At 67.9% G+C, this 18,039-nt stretch carries 18 protein-coding genes; 8 read left to right on the forward strand and 10 right to left on the reverse strand.

The window, feature by feature from the left end; translation table 11 throughout:
• Positions 1-30: 30 nt before the first annotated feature.
• On the forward strand, positions 31-1,926 hold the full coding sequence (locus EV648_RS28205; RefSeq protein ID WP_241995656.1) for an ABC transporter ATP-binding protein: 1,896 nt from the start codon (positions 31-33) through the stop codon (positions 1,924-1,926).
• 89 nt (positions 1,927-2,015) lie between these two features.
• Positions 2,016-2,192 carry a hypothetical protein gene (locus EV648_RS42745; RefSeq protein ID WP_158294086.1) on the forward strand — a complete coding sequence of 59 codons (177 nt, stop codon included), beginning with the start codon at positions 2,016-2,018 and terminating at the stop codon, positions 2,190-2,192.
• Between the two features lie 267 nt (positions 2,193-2,459).
• Here the strand turns inward: EV648_RS42745 and EV648_RS28210 are convergent, their stop codons facing one another.
• Complete coding sequence (locus EV648_RS28210) at positions 2,460-2,960, reverse strand: hypothetical protein (protein WP_132298092.1); 501 nt, start codon at positions 2,958-2,960, stop codon at positions 2,460-2,462.
• Positions 2,961-3,028: 68 nt separating this feature from the next.
• Here EV648_RS28210 and EV648_RS28215 point away from each other — a divergent pair, with 68 nt between their 5' ends.
• The gene (locus EV648_RS28215) at positions 3,029-4,102 is read left to right on the forward strand and encodes an ATP-dependent DNA ligase (RefSeq protein WP_132298094.1); all 1,074 of its coding nucleotides are present in this window, start codon (positions 3,029-3,031) and stop codon (positions 4,100-4,102) included.
• 209 nt (positions 4,103-4,311) lie between these two features.
• Positions 4,312-4,845 carry a DUF1707 and FHA domain-containing protein gene (locus tag EV648_RS28220; RefSeq protein ID WP_132298096.1) on the forward strand — a complete coding sequence of 178 codons (534 nt, stop codon included), beginning with the start codon at positions 4,312-4,314 and terminating at the stop codon, positions 4,843-4,845.
• A gap of 215 nt (positions 4,846-5,060) precedes the next feature.
• On the opposite strand, the gene EV648_RS28225 is transcribed toward EV648_RS28220, so the two are convergent.
• Positions 5,061-6,035, reverse strand: coding sequence for a zinc-binding dehydrogenase (locus EV648_RS28225; RefSeq protein ID WP_132298098.1), 975 nt, complete (start codon positions 6,033-6,035; stop codon positions 5,061-5,063).
• A 138-nt stretch (positions 6,036-6,173) separates the two neighbouring features.
• Here EV648_RS28225 and EV648_RS28230 point away from each other — a divergent pair, with 138 nt between their 5' ends.
• Complete coding sequence (locus tag EV648_RS28230) at positions 6,174-7,406, forward strand: ROK family transcriptional regulator (protein WP_132298100.1); 1,233 nt, start codon at positions 6,174-6,176, stop codon at positions 7,404-7,406.
• A 27-nt stretch (positions 7,407-7,433) separates the two neighbouring features.
• Here EV648_RS28230 and EV648_RS28235 read toward each other — a convergent pair whose 3' ends face one another.
• The 6 genes from EV648_RS28235 to EV648_RS28260 are packed head-to-tail and all read right to left on the reverse strand — an operon-like array spanning position 7,434 to position 13,773.
• Positions 7,434-8,783 (reverse strand): GH1 family beta-glucosidase, encoded by a 1,350-nt coding sequence (locus EV648_RS28235; RefSeq protein ID WP_132298102.1) that lies wholly within the window; start codon positions 8,781-8,783, stop codon positions 7,434-7,436.
• Entirely contained in the window at positions 8,780-9,733 is a 954-nt protein-coding gene (locus tag EV648_RS28240; RefSeq protein WP_132298104.1) for an aldo/keto reductase, read from the reverse strand. Before EV648_RS28240 ends, EV648_RS28235 begins: the two co-directional genes overlap by 4 nt.
• A 43-nt stretch (positions 9,734-9,776) precedes the next feature.
• Positions 9,777-10,556 carry a VOC family protein gene (locus EV648_RS28245; RefSeq protein ID WP_132298106.1) on the reverse strand — a complete coding sequence of 260 codons (780 nt, stop codon included), beginning with the start codon at positions 10,554-10,556 and terminating at the stop codon, positions 9,777-9,779.
• A 31-nt stretch (positions 10,557-10,587) separates the two neighbouring features.
• A complete protein-coding gene (locus EV648_RS28250; protein ID WP_132298108.1) occupies positions 10,588-11,469 on the reverse strand; it encodes a carbohydrate ABC transporter permease in 882 nt (293 codons plus the stop codon).
• On the reverse strand, positions 11,466-12,434 hold the full coding sequence (locus tag EV648_RS28255) for a carbohydrate ABC transporter permease (RefSeq protein WP_132298110.1): 969 nt from the start codon (positions 12,432-12,434) through the stop codon (positions 11,466-11,468). Before EV648_RS28255 ends, EV648_RS28250 begins: the two co-directional genes overlap by 4 nt.
• A 4-nt stretch (positions 12,435-12,438) precedes the next feature.
• Positions 12,439-13,773 carry an ABC transporter substrate-binding protein gene (locus EV648_RS28260; protein ID WP_132298112.1) on the reverse strand — a complete coding sequence of 445 codons (1,335 nt, stop codon included), beginning with the start codon at positions 13,771-13,773 and terminating at the stop codon, positions 12,439-12,441.
• Positions 13,774-13,936: 163 nt separating this feature from the next.
• Between EV648_RS28260 and zapE the strand changes: the two genes are divergently transcribed.
• From zapE to EV648_RS28275, 3 genes are read left to right on the forward strand one after another with little or no spacing between them, the layout of a single operon-like run.
• On the forward strand, positions 13,937-14,965 hold the full coding sequence (zapE, locus tag EV648_RS28265) for a cell division protein ZapE (protein ID WP_132298114.1): 1,029 nt from the start codon (positions 13,937-13,939) through the stop codon (positions 14,963-14,965).
• Positions 14,966-15,013: 48 nt separating this feature from the next.
• Positions 15,014-15,682 carry a hypothetical protein gene (locus EV648_RS28270; RefSeq protein WP_132298116.1) on the forward strand — a complete coding sequence of 223 codons (669 nt, stop codon included), beginning with the start codon at positions 15,014-15,016 and terminating at the stop codon, positions 15,680-15,682.
• Positions 15,683-15,732: 50 nt separating this feature from the next.
• Positions 15,733-16,602, forward strand: a complete 870-nt coding sequence (locus tag EV648_RS28275) for a polyphosphate kinase 2 family protein (RefSeq protein ID WP_132298118.1) — start codon at positions 15,733-15,735, stop codon at positions 16,600-16,602.
• Between the two features lie 66 nt (positions 16,603-16,668).
• Here the strand turns inward: EV648_RS28275 and EV648_RS28280 are convergent, their stop codons facing one another.
• Positions 16,669-17,724, reverse strand: a complete 1,056-nt coding sequence (locus EV648_RS28280; protein WP_132298120.1) for a Clp protease N-terminal domain-containing protein — start codon at positions 17,722-17,724, stop codon at positions 16,669-16,671.
• Positions 17,724-17,954, reverse strand: a complete 231-nt coding sequence (locus EV648_RS28285) for a ribbon-helix-helix protein, CopG family (RefSeq protein WP_199234867.1) — start codon at positions 17,952-17,954, stop codon at positions 17,724-17,726. Before EV648_RS28285 ends, EV648_RS28280 begins: the two co-directional genes overlap by 1 nt.
• Positions 17,955-18,039 lie beyond the last annotated feature (85 nt).

The following is an 18,039-nucleotide window of genomic DNA, read 5'->3' on the forward strand; positions in this document are numbered from 1 at the left end:
TTCACGAGTTGATTGCGGGGAGGGGACTGGATGTCTTCAGGGATGCGGATGGGCGGCGGTAGTGGCGGCGCCATGAGTTGGCGACGGCAGGACGCGTCGGTAGTCGATCGGAAGCTGGCCAAAGGCACGCTGAAGCGGATCCTCCGGTTCGCCAAGCCGTTCAAGTGGCACATCTCGATCTTCTTGCTGCTGGTGGTGATCTCGGCGTTCCTGGTGATCGCCTCGCCGCTGCTGTTCAAGAAGATCGTCGACGACGGGATCTCGAAGGGGAACGCCGGTCTGGTGACCGCGCTGGCCCTGGTCGTGGCCCTGCTCGCGGTGGTCGAGGCAGCACTGGGACTGATGCAGCGCTGGTTCTCCGCGCGGATCGGTGAGGGCCTGATCTACGACCTGCGGACCAAGGTGTTCGCGCACGTCCAGCAGATGCCGGTCGCGTTCTTCACCCGCACCCAGACGGGTGCCCTCGTCTCCCGCCTCAACAACGACGTCATCGGCGCGCAGCAGGCTTTCACCTCGACTCTCTCGGGCGTCGTCTCGAACGTCATCAGCCTGATCCTCGTGGTCGGGGCGATGCTGCTGCTCAGCTGGCAGTTGACCGTGGTCGCGATCCTGCTGCTTCCGGTGTTCCTGCTTCCCGCGCGGTATCTGGGCCGGCGGCTCGCCGCGATGACCCGCGAGCAGATGCAACTCAACGCCGACATGTCCACCGCGATGACCGAGCGGTTCAGCGTCGGCGGCGCGCTGCTGGTGACTCTCTTCGGTGCCCCGGAGATCGAGAACCGCGAATTCGGCGAGCGCTCCGGCCGGGTCCGCGACCTGGGCATCCGGATCGCGATGCTGGGCCGAGTGTTCTTCACTGCGCTCACCTTGGTCGCCGCCCTGGCGACTGCCCTCGTGTACGGCGTCGGTGGCAACCTGGCCGTCCGGGAGACCTTGACAATCGGAACTCTGCTCGCGCTGGTCGCGTTGCTCGGCCGGCTGTACGGTCCGCTGACCGCGCTCTCCAACGTGCGTGTCGACGTGATGACCGCGCTGGTCTCCTTCGAGCGGGTCTTCGAGGTGCTCGACCTGGAGCCGATGATCAAGGACGCTCCCGACGCCCGCGACCTTCCGCAGAACGCTTCCACCGTGACGTTCGACCACGTGTCGTTCGCGTACCCCACCGCTGAGCAGGTCTCGCTGGCGAGCCTGGAGTCGGTGGCGGTGCTGGACAAGCGAGTCTCCTCCCAGGTGCTCGAGGACATCACCTTCTCCGTGGAACCGGGCCAGATGGTTGCCCTCGTCGGCCCTTCCGGGGCCGGCAAGACCACCATCACGAACCTGGTCGCCCGGCTCTACGACGTCACGGGTGGCGGCGTACGGATCGGTGGTCAGGACGTCCGCGAGGTGACCCTGCAGTCGCTGCACGACACGATCGGGTACGTCACGCAGGACGCGCACATGTTCCACGACACGATCCGGGCGAACCTGGCCTACGCCAAGCCGGGCGCCACGGACGAAGAGATGATCGAGGCGCTCCGCTCCGCACAGGTGTGGGACCTGGTCTCCTCCTTGCCGGACGGCCTCGAGACCGTCGTGGGCGACCGCGGCCACCGCCTCTCCGGCGGAGAACGCCAGCGCCTGGCCATCGCCCGGCTGCTCCTGAAGGCGCCGCGCATCGTCGTACTGGACGAGGCGACGGCCCACTTGGACTCGGAGTCCGAGGTCGCGGTACAGCGGGCACTCGACACCGCCCTCGAAGGTCGCACCTCGCTGGTCATCGCGCACCGCCTCTCGACGGTCCGGAGCGCCGACCAGATCCTGGTGGTTGACCACGGCAATATCGTCGAGCGGGGCACCCACGACCAGCTCCTCGCCCTCGGCGGCGAGTACGCGGACCTCTACCACACCCAGTTCAAGGAGTCCGGCACAGCCGCAGGCGTCTAGCGCTGCGGCTGTGTGCGCATAGACACCGCCTATCACGGGCACCTGTTTCCTAGGCGTAGCTTGGTACTGATGTGAGGGGAGGCCCCGCCATGCTGAAGTTCGCCCTGGTCCTGGGCGCCGGCTACGGCGCCTTCAAGCTCGCCTACCACTCCGAAGACGGCACCCACTACGGCAAAGTAGGCGAACAAGGCCTCCGAGCCACCCTCTCCCTCCTCTTCGCCGCCCTAGCCGCCGGCATCACCTACGCCTTCCTGATCCTCAACTAACCCGCCCCTGGGCGCGGCCAAGCCCGCCCAGACAACCGGGTAAGTCGGGCGGGGCGGCGGGCACCAGGTACCGACGTGGTCCTGCGAACTTGCTCGCGTGCTCGGCCAGGCAGCCGGGTCGACCGGCGGCGGTCCGTGCCGGGCGCCGACGTGGTTCTGCGGGCTTGCTCGCGTGGTCGGGCAGGCAGGTGGGGGCTCCGGGCAACGACTTGTACTTGGCGCTTCCGGCGGGCTTGGTGGCGGTTCAGGGGGAGGGAGTGGGTGCGCTTACCTGTCGGCTTTTTGGTCGTCGTGTTCGAGGAGGTGGAGGATGGGGACGCCTAGGTGGCGGCGGGCTGAGTTGGTCCAGTCGAGGTGGAAGAACTCGGCGACGATGTGCGGTCGGGTGAGGATGATGACCTCCTGGCCGCCGACCTTCGACACCGTCGCGGTGAGGGCGTCGATCGGGCGGTCGTGGGAGATCCCGCCCTCGGCCTGCTGACCGAGATCGCGCAGCCTCTGGATGCTCCGCCCGGTGCAGTCCTTCGCCTCGCTGTCGATCGCCTTCTGCGCCTCGGCGAGATCCTCGCGCTGGTCGACGATCCCCGGTCCGTACAGGTCCGCGGTACCGAGTGCGCTGATCGATGCCTCGACGCCGGCTTCGGCGTTGTGGCACGGCACGACCACGTGGTACTTGACCTGCTCCGGCATGTCCTGGTGTAGCTCGACGACGCGCTTGGCGTCGGGTTCGGTCAGTTCCTGCTCCACGAGCAGTACGACGTCATACATCTCGGTACCTCCGGTTCCTACCAGTCGGTATGCCTCCATCATGCCCCCGCGACGGGCAGAATGGCGGCATGCAGCTACCCGTGATGCCTCCGGTCAAGCCGATGCTGGCCAAGCCGGTCAAACAGATCCCGGAGGGGAACGTCAGCTTCGAGCCGAAATGGGACGGCTTCCGCTCCATCATCTTCCGCGACGGCGACGATGTGGAGATCGGCAGCCGCAACGAGAAGCCGATGACGCGCTACTTCCCCGAACTGGTCGAGGCGATCAAGGCCAACCTTCCCGAGCGCTGTGTGATCGATGGCGAGATCGTGCTGGTAGGCGAAACCGGCGATCGGCTCGACTTCGAGATGCTGCAGCAGCGGATCCACCCCGCCGCGTCGCGGGTGAAAATGCTCTCCGAGACGGTCCCGGCACGCTTCGTCGCGTTCGATCTGCTCGCGCTCGGAGACACGGACTACACGGATCGCCCGTTCTCGGAGCGCCGGGCCGCCCTGGAGAAGGCGCTGGCCCCGGCGAAGGCACCGATCCACCTCACCCGCACGACGACAGACAACGCCACCGCGACCGAGTGGTTCCACCAGTTCGAGGGTGCCGGGCTGGACGGGGTGATCGCCAAGCCGCTGGACGGGTTGTACGAGCCGGACAAGCGGACCATGTTCAAGATCAAGCACGAGCGCACTGCCGACTGCGTGGTCGCGGGATACCGCCTGCACAAGAGCGGCCCGAACCGGATCGGCTCGTTGCTGCTCGGTCTGTACAACTCCGAGGGTGTGCTCGCCAGCGTCGGCGTGATCGGCGCGTTCCCGCTGGCGCGCCGCGAGGAACTCTTCGAGGAGATGCAGGAACTGGTCACCGACTTCGACGACCACCCGTGGGCCTGGGCGAAACAGGAGGAGGGCAACCGCACCCCCCGCAACGCCGAAGGCAGCCGCTGGCAGGCAGGCAAGGACCTGTCCTTCATCCCTCTCCGCCCCGAGCGCGTCGTGGAGGTCCGCTACGACCACATGGAAGGTGTCCGCTTCCGCCACACCGCCCAGTTCGTCCGCTGGCGCGAGGACCGCACCCCCGAGTCCTGCACCTACGAACAACTCGAGGAACCGGTCAAGTTCGACCTCGCAGACGTCCTCTCCGACAAATCCTGACCACTCGCTCCTTGGAGGGGATGGCCCCGGCGGCAATCCCTACGCCGCTTCGGCTCTCGCGGTGGGTCGTGTCAGGCGGTCGCCCCGGTGCCTGCCGTGATGCTGCGTCCTGGTACGTCGGACGCCCGGGCCGCGGTGGTACGGCGTACGTGTGGGTTGATGACTGGCTGTGCTGGACAGTGGACCTGGGGGGAGCTGACAATCCAGGCATGACATCGACGCGGCTCGAGTTCGGACGCCCGTCGGATGCCGAACGGGATCGGGCGCTGGCGATCCTCCGGGACGGCGCCGGCTCCGGGCGTCTCTCGCACGACACCTTCGTCCGCCGGATGAACTTCGTACTCCGCGCGCAGAGCCGCCGTGAACTCGCAGACGTAACCAACGACCTCCCGCGAGACGAACCACGCGTCGTCCAGCTCTTCCGTCAGCTGGTGGCCCGCCTTCCGCGCCTGACCACGCGAGCCCCAGCGGTGCAGCTCCCGGGCCTGGTCCTGCCGCCGCCCGGTTCACCCACGGTACGAATCGGCCGCGGCCCCGGCGCAACCCTCCGCCTGGCGGACCTCTCCGTCTCCCGCTTCCACGCCGAGCTCCGCCACATCGACGACGGCTGGCTGGTCCGGGACCTGGGTTCCATGAACGGCACCCACCTCAACGGCCTCCGCCTCACCACCCCCACCCAAGTCCGCCCCGGCGACCACCTCCGCTTCGGCTCAGTCACTTACATCCTGACCGTTCCTCACTAGGCCCAGCCTGGAGAGCGCCTCAGGTTCTCTAGAGCTCCCTGTCGGCACCCTTGTCCCGGGACTGCGACGGTGCAGAACTCGGGTGCCCAGTACGGGTTCGTGGGCTGGACGGGCTTCCCGCTGCAGCTGCGGCTAGGCCCGGACCGTCCACCTGGCGGTCCGGGCCTTGTCCTGTGCTCCAGCCGTCCGTCGGTGGGCGAGGGGAGTCGTACTGGTCAGGGGATCAGGACGACCTTGCCGACGGTCTCGCGGTTCTCCAGGGCTCGGTGGGCGTCGGCGGCCTTCGCCAGTGGGAAGCGGGTGACCAGTGGCGCCCAACGACCCTCCACCGATTCCTGGAGGGCTGCTGTCTCCAGTGCGCGGAGCTTGCGCATCAGTTTGGGGCCGATCGCCCAGGTCGCGGTGAGACCGCGGTTCATCAGGTCCTCGGTCGTCACCTGGACAGGACCGCCACCCGACCAGCCGAACAGCAGGATCCGGCCGCCGACTCCCAGCAGTTCGAACGCCTTCTGCCCGTTCTCTCCGCCGACGCCGTCCAGTACTACGGTGAGCCCCCGCTCGGCCAGGTGCTCCTTGACCTGCTCGGGCCAGTCGCCTGTGGTGTAGTCGATCGCGTACTGCGCGCCGAGGTCCCGCACCTGCCTGACTTTCTCCGGGCCACCGGCAAGTCCGATGACAGTGGCTCCGACGTTGCGAGCGCTCTGGACGAAGAGGCTGCCCATCCCACCTGCGGCAGCAGTCACCAGTACTACGTCGTCCTCTCCGAGCGCGGCTTGTTCCAGAATGCCCGCGGCGGTTCTGCCTGTTCCGATGGTGGCCACCGCTGTCGGCCCGTCGAGGTGGTCCGGGATCTCGTGGAGGGACTCCACCTTCGCCACGGCCTGCTCGGCGTACCCGCCGGGGACCGGGCCGAGGTGCACCACGACGCGCTTGCCGAGCCACGTCTTATCCACGTCGGGTCCCACGGCGTCGACCGTGCCGGCGACCTCGCGGCCGGGGATCGTGGGCAACTCCGGGGGAGCGACCGGTCCGCCGCCTGCAGTACCGGCGCGGAGAGCGGTGTCCAGCAGATGCACCCCGGCGGCCTCCACCGCGATCCGCACCTGCCCGGCGCCGGGGACAGGGTCGGGAACCTGTTCGTACGACAGGTTCTCGGCGGAACCGAACTCGTGCAACCGCACCGCGTGCATCAGACCTCCTGCTTGATCACCGTGGCTGTAGGATGCTCGTCACGCTAGGACCTCAACTTCTGTTGAGGTCAAACCTGGCGTGAGCCATCCCCACTTCCTTACGTTGTGTACTAAAGTGCGGACGGGAGGGAGTTTGCCGTGGCGAAGATCTTGAAAGGTGCGACAGCGCAGGAGACGCACAGCGCGATCCTGGACCTGATCCGGTCGAGCGGTGTGGTGACCCGGGTCGACCTGGCGGACCGGTCGGGGCTGACCGGCGCCTCGATCTCCCGGGTGGTGAAGCAGTTGCTGGCCGACGGGCTGATCATCGAGACCGGGCTGGGCGACCCCACGGGCGGCAAACGGGCCACCCTGCTGCAGTTCAACCCGCGCGCCCGGCACGCCGTGGGCATCTCGATCGACACCCCGAGCACCACCTACGTCGTCACGGACATGAACGGCCGGGTGATCGAGCAGTTGTCCGCCAAGGGCATCGGCCGCGACACCCCGGTGACCGTGATCAAACGGCTGACCGCCGAGCTCGAGGACCTGATCGTCAAGACCAGCATCGAGCCCGCGACGCTCGTCGGGGTCGGCGTCGCGCTGGCCGGCCGACAGGGCGGGGGCGACCGGTTGCTGCGGGCGAACGCGAGCAAATACGCCTGGGAGCCGTTCGCCGTCCGCGACACCCTGAGCGCCGCGATCGACCACCCGATCGTGGTGGAGAACGACTCGACCTGCGCGGCGATCGGCGAGTTCTGGGCCGGCCGGATCCCGTCGGCCAACGACTTCGCCACCGTCTACATGGCGGCGGGTTTCGGGCTCGGTCTGGTCACCAACGGCGACGTCTACCGCGGCTCCTCGTCGAACGTCGGGGAGATCGGGCACATGGTTCTCGACGTGAACGGCCCGGACTGCTGGTGCGGCGGCCGCGGCTGCCTGGAGGGCCTGGCCGCGCCCGCACGGGTGGTGAGCCTGGCGGAGCAGGACAAGTCGCTGACAGCCGATCTCGGGCTGCGCGGTAGGCGTTCGGCGATCCGATCCGACTTCGCGAGGATCGCCCGGGCGGCGGCGTCCGGGGAGCCGAGGTGTCTGGCCCTGATCGAGGAGTCGGCGACCTACTTGGCCAAGGCGCTGCTCTCGATCACCAACCTGCTGGACCTGGATCAGATCATCCTGGCCGGGCCGGGATTCAGCGAGGCGGGCGAGATCTATGTCCGGGTGGCGTCCGCGGAGATCAACCGCCTGTCGTTCGTCCGGGCGATGCATCCGACCCGGGTGGAGCTGTCCAAGCTCGGCCCCAGCGCCGCGGCCCTCGGCGCAGCCTCACTCGTCCTGCACAGCCAACTGACCCCCCACCAGACCTCCAACCGAGGAGCCCTCAGCGGTTGATGGTCCACCGCTGAGGGCCGGTGTGGGCTAGGACTTGAGGAAGTCGCGGAGCCAGAGTGCGCTGTTCTTGAGCTTGCGTTCCTGCGTGCTGTAGTCGACGTGGATCAGCCCGAACCGCCGGCTGAACCCCCACGACCACTCGAAGTTGTCGATCAGCGTCCAGGCGAAGTAGCCCTTCAGCGGAAGGCCTTCCTCGACGACCTGCCGGGTGACCTCGAGGTGCTGTTCGAGGTACTGCTGCCGCTCGGCGTCCTCGATCCGTCCGTCCGCGGTCACCTCGTCCGGGTACGCGGACCCGTTCTCCGTGACGTACAGGGGCAACGCCGGCGCGAGGTCGTTGATCATCTTCAGCGTGTCCCGCAGCCCGCCGGGCTCGATCGGCCAGCCCATCTGCGTCTTCTCCAGCCCGGTGTCGACGGTGACGAGATTCTCGCTGCCCGGCAGGGTGCTCGGCGTCCCCGGCGCGGAGATCGGCCCGTCCGGCGCGGCCACGGTCTGCGGGCAGTAGTAGTTCACCCCGATGAAGTCCAGCGGCGCCGAGATCACCAGCAGATCAGCGTCGTACTGCGCGAACCACTCCGTCATCCCGGTGTCTTCCAGCACATCCGCCGGGTACTTCCCGAGCAGCAGTGGATCCAGGAACATCCGGTTCCGGAGGCCGTCGGCGCGGCGGGCGGCATCGCGATCTGCCTCGGACTCCGACGCCGCGTGTACAGGCGCCGGATTGAGCGCGATCCCGACGGTCGTCTCGGGCGAGCTGATCGCCTGGAGCGCCAGCCCGTGCCCGAGCATCAGGTGATGCACGGCCTTCAGCGCGTCGGCGCCCTCGGTCCGTCCGGGAGCGTGTTCTCCGTTCCCGTAGCCGAGGAAGGCCGAGCACCACGGCTCGTTCAGCGTCATCCAGTGCTTGACCACGTCGGAGAGCGCGGAGTGAGTGATCGCCGCGTAGTCCCGGAACCGCTCGGCTGTGTCGCGGACGAGCCACCCGCCGGCGTCCTCCAGCGGCTGCGGCAGATCCCAGTGATAGAGCGTCGCGTACGGCGTGACGCCGTTCTCCAGGCACGTCTCGGCCAGGCGACGGTAGAAGTCGAGTCCGGCCGGGTTGGGGGCACCGCTGCCCGTCGGGATCACCCGCGGCCACGCGATGGAGAACCGGTACGCCTTCAACCCGAGGTCGGCGAGCAGCCGGATGTCCTCGGCGTACCGGTGGTAGTGGTCGTCGGCGACATCACCGGTCTCGCCGTCCGCGATCCGGCCCGGCGTGTGCGCGAAGGTGTCCCAGATACTCGGCCCGCGGCCGTCCTCGGAGACCGCTCCCTCGACCTGGTACGACGCGGTGGCCGCGCCCCAGACGAATCCGTCCGGAAAGTTCGTCATGGTGTCTCCTCCAGCCAGTACTGCTTGTCGGGCATCAGTTCGGCGAGCCGGTCCGACAGGTCGGCCGGGATCTCCGTCTCCAGGGACGCGATCAGCTGGTCCACCCGCGCGGGCTTGCTGAAACCGATCACCGTGGCGCTGATGCGGGGGTCGTTCACGGAGTGCTGCAGGGCGGCTGTGACCAGGTCGATGCCGTGGTCGCTGCACACCTTGTCCATCTCCGCGACCGCTTCGAGCAGAGCCGCCGGTGCCTCGCGGTAGCCGTACTTGGCCAAGCCACCGGACGGGTTCGCCAGGATGCCGCCGCCGTAGATGGCGGCGTTTACCACCGCGATCCCCTCGGAGACCGCTCTCTCGATCAGCGCGCCGGCAGTGTGGTCGACCAGGCTCCACCGGTTGTGCACGAGCACGACCTCGAAGCCGCCGAGGTCGAGGTACCGGGACAGCTCCTTCGTGTTGCCGCCGGCCAGGCCGACGTGCCCGATCTCGCCCTCGTCGCGGAGCTTCATCAGGGTGTCGACCGCGTCCCGCATGCTGTCGAAGTCGTGGAACTCGGGATCGTGCAGATACACCAGCGGCAGCTGGTCGAGCCCGAGCCGCTGCTTGCTCTCGGCAACGCTCGCGCGGACCCGGGCGCCGGAGTAGTCCTTGCCGTCGGCGTCCACCTTGGTGGCGACCAGGAAGTCGTCCGGCAGACCACCGTGCTCGGCGATCGCCTGGCCGATCCGGAGCTCGCTCTCACCGTCGCCGTACCCGTTGGAGGTGTCGATCCACCGCAGCGGGCTGTCCAGCACCCGCCGTACGACGGCGACCGCCTCGGCCCGGGTGACGTCGTACCCGAAGACCTCGGGCATGCCGGCCAGCAGCGCGCCGCCAGCGCAGACGGCGGACACCGTCAGGCCGGTGGAACCCAGCGGCCGGAGCCAGTCGTCGGTGAACGGACTCGTCATGCGCACCCCTCGCTGTCGCCCTGCTGCCGCTGTGGTGCGACGCTCATACGGTAGGCCTGGCGGAGAAGGCGAACCCGTCCGGGTCGACGTACACGGTGGTGCCGTCGGGGGCGGTGGCCTCGGTCAGGTCCGACGGCGGGTCGCCGGCGAGCTCGGCGTACGCGAAACCGGCGACGTCGAGCTGCGGCGCGCGGGACGACTTCTCCGCGTTGTAGGTGAAGACCTCGAGCACGGTGTCGCCGGACTTGAGGTAGCCGATGCTGAAACCGCGGGGGTCGTGCGGCTGCTCGATCGTGCCGATGAAGGAGAAGCCGAAGTTGTCCCGGTAGTACTTCTCCGTGGTCGGGCGGTCCTCGATCGTGACTGCGACGTGGTCGAACCGCGGCCGTCCGGGAACGCCGAGTGCGCGCTCCGCGGCCACCCCGTCCGGGTCCAGCACCTCGGCGTACTGCAGGTCGCCCTGGATCATCTCCAGCAGGGTGCCGTCCGGGTCGTAGAAGAAGCAGATCCGGACCTTGCCCTCGGCGTCGAGTGGGTCCAGCTTGAACTCCACTCCGCCCGCCTTGAGCACGTTGGCGCGCTCGTCGAGCCGGTCGACCTTGAAGCCGATGTGCCGGAAGCCCTTCTGCAGGTCGTCACCCACCCAGGTGCTCTGGTCCCGGCCCGCAGCGACCGCCCGGAGCTCGATGGTCGCCGTCACCGCGTCCAGGAGAGCGCTCTGCGGCGTCGCCTCGCCGATCAGCCGGAGCTCGAGGAACTTCGTGTAGTACTCGACCGAGCGCTGCACGTCGGTGCAGTTGACGACGACGTTCTTGATGGGCATGGATTCTCCGTTTCACTCAGGGAAGCGGGGGTCAGCTCTTGACGGCGCCGAGCATCATCCCGGCGACGAACTGCCGCTGCATCCGGACGTAGACCACGACGACCGGGATGACGGACAGGGTGAGGCCGGCGGTGAGGGCCGGCCAGTCGGTCGAGTACTGGCCCATCAGGCTGAAGAGGACGGGCTGGAGTGGGAGCGAGTCGGTGTTGCGCAGCACGGTGTTCGCGATCAGGAACTCGTTCCAGGTCTGCAGGAACTGGAAGATCACCACCGTGGCGATTCCGGGCCGGGTCAGCGGCAGGATCACCCGGCGGAAGATGGTGAACTCGCTCCCGCCGTCGACCCGGGCCGCCTCGATCAACTCGTCCGGCAACGTCTGGAAGAACGCCCGCATCAGGAACATCGCGAACGGCGCCGAGCCCGAGATGTACAGGATCAGCAGACCGACCTGGGTGTCCAGCAGCCCGAACGCCTTGAGCTGCAGGTAGAGCGGGATGATCAGCGCCGTCGACGGCATCATCAGTGTCAGCAGCAACAACACGAACAGCGTGTTGCGGAACGGGAAGTCCAGCTTCGCGAAGGCATAGCCGCTCAGGGTGGCGAAGACGAGCACGCCGATCACCGTGACCGAGGTGATCCAGACGCTGTTCCAGAAGTGCAGCGGGAACTGGATCGACGTCCACGCGGTCGAGTACCCGGCGAAGGTGAACTTCCGCGGGAAGAACGTGCCGCCGAAGATCGTGTTCGCCTCGCGCATCGAGGTGAGCAGCATCCACACGAACGGGAAGGCCATCAACACGCAGAACGGCAGCAGCACGAAAGTCGCGAAGCTCTTGCCGAGCGGGAACCTGAACGGTTTGTGGCCCACCGGCTCGGTCGGCGTCGCAGTACGGATGGTCTCAGTTGTAGTCATCGGTCCGCCCTCCTGGTCAGCCAGAGCTGGACGATGACGGCGATCGTGCAGAGCACCATCGTCACCACGCTGAACGCGCTGGCGTAGCCGAGCTGCGGGATCGACCCGGAGGTGGACCCGAACGCCAGCGAGTACAGATAAGTGCCCAGTACTTCGCTGCCGTGGTTCGGGCCGCCACCCGTCATCACGAAGATGATGTCGAACGCCTTGAACCCGTTGAGCAGCCCGAGACTGACCACCAGCCCGGTCACCACCCTCAGGCTCGGCACAGTGACGTTCCAGAACTGCTGGGACTTGTTCGCGCCGTCCACCTCGGCTGCCTCGTACAGGCTCGGATCGATGCCCTGGATGCCGGCGAAGAAGATCAGCATGTTGAAACCGAGGCCGCCCCAGATCGACACCACGATGATGGCCGGCAGCACCGTCTTCTGGTCGGCCAGCCAGGGATGCTGCAGAGAGTCCAGCCCGATGCCGCCGAGGATCTGGTTGAGGGTGCCGATGTTCGGGTCGTAGATCAGCTTCCAGAGCACGCCGGACACGACGAACGAGACGATCCCGGGGATGAACAGGATCGTCCGCACCACCACGCCGACGTGCTTCCAGACCGAGTTGACCAGCACCGCGATGAACAGGCCGAGGAAGGTCAGCACCACGGTGGTGACGGCGGTGTAGACCAGCGTCACGATCATCGCCCGGCGCGCCACCGGGTCGCCGAGCATCCGTCTGTAGTTCTCGAAGCCGACGAACCGCGGCGCCCCGAAGCCGCCCCAGGCAGTCAGGCTCAGGTACGCCGTGTAGACGATCGGCCAGAGCACGAAGCCCACGAACAACGCGAACGTGGGCAGGACGAACAGGTACCCCGCCACCCGCTGCGACTTCCGCAGCGGCGACCCGAAGCGGTGCGGCCTGGTGCTCCGGGGCGCCGGTGCGGGGGAGCTCGGGCGAGCGGTCAAGGTGGTCGCCACCGAATCAGCCGCCCTTCGCGTTCAGCACGGCCTGCTGCATCTCCTTCGCGACGGCCTCGGGCTGCCCGGTACCGTCGAAGATCTTCGACAGCGGGTCGCCGGCCGCGACCGAGCCCGGCCCGAAGGGGATGTGCGGGCACCCGTCGCCGTCGAGCAGCCACGAGGTCATCTGCTTCATCACCGGCAGCTCGATCCGGCCCGCGGCGCTCTTCGTGGCGGGCATCGAGTTCGAGTCGTTCATGGTGGGGGAGTACTGGTCCGCGGAGTACAGGAACTTCAGGAACTCCAGCGCGGCGTCCTTGTTCTTGCTCGTCTCCGAAACCGCCCAGCCGGCGCCGGCCTGGTTCGCGCACCAGTGCCGCTTGCCCGCCGCGATGGCCGGCGTCTTCATCACCTTGTAGCTCTTCGCGAAGGCCGCGGGGGCGTCCTTGGACAGGCCCTGCGGGGTCCACGAGCCGTTGAACAGCATCGCGGACTTACCGGTGTAGAAGATCTGCGGAACCTGGTCGCCGCTGGTGCCCGTGGTGCCGGGCTGGAAGACGCCGCCCTTGACGATCTTCTGGTTCAGCTCGAGCGCCTGGACGACCTTGGGGTCCTCGTAGGTCAGGCCGTCCTGGAGCTGGTCGAGCTTGAGGTAGAAGGTCGGGTCGTCGGCGACCTGGGTGAGTAGCGGCAGGAAGAAGTCCAGCGAGCTGGTCGTCGGATTGCAGCTGAGCGCCACCGGGTGCTTGCCGATGGCACGGATCTTCGCGGCCGCCGCGATCAGGTCGTCCCAGGTCTCGATCTCGTCCTCGCCGACACCGGCCTGCTTGAGCATCGCGGGGTTGTAGAACAGGCCGAACGTCTGGGCCATCCAGCCGACCGCGTACTGCTTGCCGTCCAGGGTGTACTCCTGGTTGGCGGAGTCGAAGAAGTCCTTCAGGAAGTCCTCACCGAGATCCTTCTTCAGGTCGGCCGAGATGCCGCCGGTGCCGTAGGTCAGCGCGCGCGTGTGCGGCGCGAAGATCTCCGGTACGTCGCCGCCCGCGACCGCGGCCTGCAGCGCCGGCAGGTACTGGTCGGGGGTGCCGAAGATCCGGTTCTCGATCTTGACGTTGCTGTTGGCCGCCTCGAACTTCTCGATCAGTTTGGGGAACTGATCCTCCTGGTCGCTGTACCAGGACCACATCCGGACGACGGCCTTGCCGCCGCTCGTCGTACCTCCACCGCTGTCGCTGCCGCCGCACGCCGCGAGCACCGGGCCGAGCCCGAGAGCGGCGGCCCCGCCGAGCGCTCCCTTGAGCAGGCTGCGCCGTCGGAACGGTGTGGCGGACAGGGTTGGGACTTGCCGATCACCCATGCTGACTCCTCGGTCATTCCAGCCGGCTGCGGACCCCCGATAACAACTTCCTAACTGAAAGTAAGAAAGCGGTCCAAGGTCACAGCGTTGTTTCCCTGTTGTTTCCATGCCCTGTCTCACTCCTCCGCGGCCGCTGGGGTCGGCGGGCTCGTAGGGTGTGGGGGTGCCGATTCGTCTGAGTGAGCGCCGCCCGGAGGTCAGTCCGGATCGGTTGCTGTCGGAGTGCGTGCCGCCGCCGCGGTTCTCCGACGTGCGATTCGGGACGTACCGGCCGGATCCCTCGGAGCCGAGCCAGTCGGAGGCCCTCGCGGTACTGCGGGAGCGCGGCGCGGTGCTCGCCGAGCCCCGGCGAGAGCGATCTCTGTGGTCCCGCCTGCGCGGCTCGCGTCCCGAGCCCACCGGGAAGCCCGGTCTCTACATGGACGGCGGGTTCGGCGTGGGCAAGACGCACCTGCTGGCGTCTTTGTGGCACGAGTCGACCGGGCCGAAGATGTACTGCACCTTCGTCGAGCTGACGAACCTGGTCGGCGCGTTGGGGATGCGCGCGGCGGTCGAGGCACTCTCGGCGTACCGGTTGATCTGCATCGACGAGTTCGAGCTCGACGATCCCGGCGACACCGTGCTGATCTCGCGGCTGCTCGGGCAGTTGGTGGATGCCGGCGTCCAGTTGGCGGCGACCTCGAACACCCTGCCCGACAAGCTCGGCGAAGGGCGGTTCCAGGCGATCGACTTCCTCCGCGAGATCCAGGGCCTCGCCGCGCACTTCGACGTACGGCGGATCGACGGGCCGGACTACCGCCATCGAGGGCTGCCGGTTGCTCCGGAGCCGTTGGCCGACGAACGGGTCGAACAGGTGACCGCGGAACGGCCCGGTGCCTCGTGTGATCACTTCGTGGATCTCTACCGGCATCTCGCGGAGTTGCACCCGAGCAAGTACGGCGCGCTGCTGGATGGGGTCGAGGCAGTCGGGATCACCGACATCCGCGAGCTGACCGACGAGAACGTCGCTCTCCGGCTGGTGGTCCTTGCGGACCGGATGTACGACCGGGACATCCCGCTGCTGGCCGGGGGAGTGCCGCTCGACCGGATGTTCTCGCCCGACATGCTGAAGGGCGGCTACCGGAAGAAGTACCTGCGCGCTGTCTCGCGCCTGATCGCACTGGCTCGCGAAGGGGCCGGCCAGCCGAACTGAGTGTTCTTACTCAAGACCGCTGGACCTCGGGGATGGTTCGCTGGCCGGGTGACGAACCAGACGCACAGAGTTGCGCCCAGCGCGGCGGTCGGGCTCTTCGGCCTCGGCCTCGCGTTGCTCGGGGTCGGCCGCTTCGTGCAGTTGAACGACAACTCCGGCTTCGGCGGCGAGGAATGGATCATGCCGTTGGGCGTGCTAGCGCTGCTCGCGGCCCTTGCCAGTCTGGTTGTTGCGGCACAGGACTCCAGGGCTCGACTCTGGCTCGGTGCTGTTCTCGCGGCACTGGTCGCGCTCCTGGTGTGGCAGACGACCACCAACCCCGGGTTCCGGTTCATCTGGGCGGGCAGCGAGGGGGAGCTGGTCATGCTCCAGGTCGGCCTCGGCCTGCTGGCGCTCGTCCTGCTCGCCACCGGCTTCCAGCCGAGGAGTTCGAGAGAAGTCGGTCGCGCGGGACGGGGCAGCGGCGCGGGAGGGGCCGGCCGCTGGATGGTGCGCGGTGCGGTTTCCCTGTGCTGCTGTGCGCTGATCACGTATGTCGCGGCCATGGCCGGCATCGCGCATTTCGAGGCAGTCGAGTGCACGGACCCCGATGAGATGTGCGAGCTCGCCGGTCTCCAAGGGCTCGTGTGGGGTGTGATCGCCCTGCCCGCCAGCCTCGTCGTCGCGCTGGTGATCGAGTTGGTGCTGCGGAGGCGCCGGCGACAGCGCGTGTCGTAGTGCCGGCGAACCTACCCCGATCGGGGACCCGGATGCGGCAGGATGGGGGGATGGCGAAGCACAAGGGGTCGGACGAGGCGCGGTCGGGGAAGCTGCTGGACGAGCTGCGGGTGCCGCCCGGACCGGTCGACCTGAGCAAGTGGGACAGCCGCGCGACCACCGGATTCTCCGGCTCGAAGGACGAGGGCAAGGTCGCCCTCGACGAGCTCGGGCCCAAGATCTCGGACTACCAGGAACGCCTGTACGCCGAGGGGCGCACGGACGGTCAGCGGAGCATCCTCCTGGTTCTGCAGGGCATGGACACGTCCGGCAAGGGCGGCGTCATCCGGCACGGCGCCGGACTGATGGATCCCCAAGGTCTGCGGATCACCTCGTTCAAGGCGCCGACTCCGGCCGAGAAGCGGCGCGGGTTCCTCTGGCGGATCAAGCAGGCTCTGCCCGAGGCGGGCTACATCGGGATCTTCGACCGCTCGCACTACGAGGACGTGCTGATCGCCCGGGTCCGCAACCTGGTCGCGCCGCCGGTGTGGAACCGCCGGTACGGGCAGATCAACGAGTTCGAGGCCGAGCTCGGCGAGTCGGGCATCACCGTGGTGAAGTGCTTCCTGCACATCTCCTCCGACGAGCAGAAGGCCCGCCTCGAGGCCCGGCTGGACGACCCGACCAAGCACTGGAAGTACAACCCCGGGGACGTCGACGAGCGTGAACTCTGGCCCGCCTACGGCGAGGCCTACCAAGCCGCCCTGGAGAACTGCAACACTCCCGAGGCCCCGTGGTACGTCATCCCCAGCGACCGCAAGTGGTACCGCAACTGGGCTGTCACCACCCTGCTCCTGGAGACCCTCCAGAACCTCGACCCGCAATGGCCCAAGGCGGACTTCGACGTGGACGGCGAAAAGGCCCGCCTCGCCGCCACCTGACCCTGTTCCTGCCGAGGTCGCACGGCCACCAGCCGCCGGTACGCCGTGCCGGGGTGGCCGCGGCGGTCAGTCGTCGGGGTCGATGTCGTGGGCGCGGAGTTTCTGGCGCAGGCGGGTGATCTCCTCGTGGAGGCGTTCGTTCTCGTCGAGGATGGTGTTGAGCTCGCCGACGAGGTGGCGTCTGCGGTCGTGAGTGACCCACGTGCCGCTGTGCTGGGCGCCTTCGGTGAGGAAGCCCTGGACGGCGGCCTCGGCGCGCTTGCGCTGCTCGATCGTCTGCATCAGTTGACGCTTGAGGTGTGACAGATCCGTACCGCCTTTGACGATCGCCTGTGCTGCGAGGCCGCCGCCTTCTTGGAGCAGGCCGAGGAGCAGATGCTCGGTGCCGATGCGGTCACTGCCGAGTTGGAGCGACACCTTGTGGCTCAGCTCCAGCACCTTCTTCGCCCGCGGCGTGAACGGCACGAACCCTGACGACTCGTCCTGCCCCCGCCCGACGGTCTGCTCGACGAAGGTTCGCACCGCCGGCGCACTGACCCCGCAGCCGGCCAGCACCTGCGCGGCAACCCCCGTGTTCTCCTCGAGCAGACCGAGCAGCAGATGCTCAGTGCCGATGTACTGATGGTAGAGGTCCCTCGCCTGCTCCTGTGCCAGTGCGACGACCTGCCTGGCCGCGTCGCTGAACTTCTCGTACATGACGGTCTCCTCCCAGGTAGGCCCTTCCAGCGCGAAGGACGCCAACGACGCGAAGGCGAGCGGGCTGATCAGCCGAGCCCGCAACAGTTCGGCGACTGCCGAGGGTGAGGCCTCGCCGGACCGGATCCGATCCAGCAGGTCGTCGAACTCCTCGACCGGTTCCAGCCGCAGGTCGCACCGGTTCACCGCGACCAGCTGCAACGTCACCGCGACGCTGACCCGGCGGTTCCAGCAGCTGAAGGGACGTCCTCGAACCAGCCCTGACAGGAGCGCCGCCCCCGCGTCGACCACGTCGTCCAGCTTCGCGACCTCCCGCAGTACGGCGTCGACCACGTCCAGTTCCGTACGCCGGATCGCCGCGGCCGGGTCGCACTCGAGCACCCGGGCCGCGACGGCCAGTACGTCGTACAGGTCGAGGTGTTTCATCAGTCGTCTTCGCGGAGCCGGCGCAGCGACCGCTCGTGCCGCGCGAGGTTCTCCTCCAGCAGCCGGCTGAATCGCTGGTCGCCGCGGCGCTGGTCGACCAGCGCCGCGATCGCCTCGCGCGCCACGTCGGACACCGAACGTCCCTCGACCTCCGCCACCGTCTGCAGCCGTTCGGCCAGCTCCGGATCCAGCCGCAGAAGGATGTTCTTCGTCCCCACGTCCTTGGCCATAGATATCAAGCTATCACGCTAGCTTCCGCGCCTGAGGTGACAGCGGGGGAGAACGCGAGAACCCCGCCGGGTCGCGTGCCGGCGG

The organism is Kribbella sp. VKM Ac-2568 (assembly GCF_004345365.1).
Lineage (GTDB): Bacteria > Actinomycetota > Actinomycetes > Propionibacteriales > Kribbellaceae > Kribbella > Kribbella orskensis.

Bases quoted from the DNA above. Each gene is read 5' to 3' on its own strand.
- EV648_RS28250 (WP_132298108.1), bottom strand. From the start codon at position 11,469: ATGACTACAACTGAGACCATCCGTACTGCGACGCCGACCGAGCCGGTG.
- EV648_RS28220 (WP_132298096.1), top strand. From the start codon at position 4,312: ATGACATCGACGCGGCTCGAGTTCGGACGCCCGTCGGATGCCGAACGG.
- EV648_RS28280 (WP_132298120.1), bottom strand. From the start codon at position 17,724: ATGAAACACCTCGACCTGTACGACGTACTGGCCGTCGCGGCCCGGGTG.
- EV648_RS28225 (WP_132298098.1), bottom strand. From the start codon at position 6,035: ATGCACGCGGTGCGGTTGCACGAGTTCGGTTCCGCCGAGAACCTGTCG.
- EV648_RS28215 (WP_132298094.1), top strand. From the start codon at position 3,029: ATGCAGCTACCCGTGATGCCTCCGGTCAAGCCGATGCTGGCCAAGCCG.
- EV648_RS28285 (WP_199234867.1), bottom strand. From the start codon at position 17,954: ATGGCCAAGGACGTGGGGACGAAGAACATCCTTCTGCGGCTGGATCCG.
- EV648_RS28235 (WP_132298102.1), bottom strand. From the start codon at position 8,783: ATGACGAACTTTCCGGACGGATTCGTCTGGGGCGCGGCCACCGCGTCG.
- EV648_RS28245 (WP_132298106.1), bottom strand. From the start codon at position 10,556: ATGCCCATCAAGAACGTCGTCGTCAACTGCACCGACGTGCAGCGCTCG.
- EV648_RS28275 (WP_132298118.1), top strand. From the start codon at position 15,733: ATGGCGAAGCACAAGGGGTCGGACGAGGCGCGGTCGGGGAAGCTGCTG.
- EV648_RS28210 (WP_132298092.1), bottom strand. From the start codon at position 2,960: ATGTATGACGTCGTACTGCTCGTGGAGCAGGAACTGACCGAACCCGAC.
- EV648_RS28240 (WP_132298104.1), bottom strand. From the start codon at position 9,733: ATGACGAGTCCGTTCACCGACGACTGGCTCCGGCCGCTGGGTTCCACC.
- EV648_RS42745 (WP_158294086.1), top strand. From the start codon at position 2,016: ATGCTGAAGTTCGCCCTGGTCCTGGGCGCCGGCTACGGCGCCTTCAAG.
- EV648_RS28205 (WP_241995656.1), top strand. From the start codon at position 31: ATGTCTTCAGGGATGCGGATGGGCGGCGGTAGTGGCGGCGCCATGAGT.
- EV648_RS28260 (WP_132298112.1), bottom strand. From the start codon at position 13,773: ATGGGTGATCGGCAAGTCCCAACCCTGTCCGCCACACCGTTCCGACGG.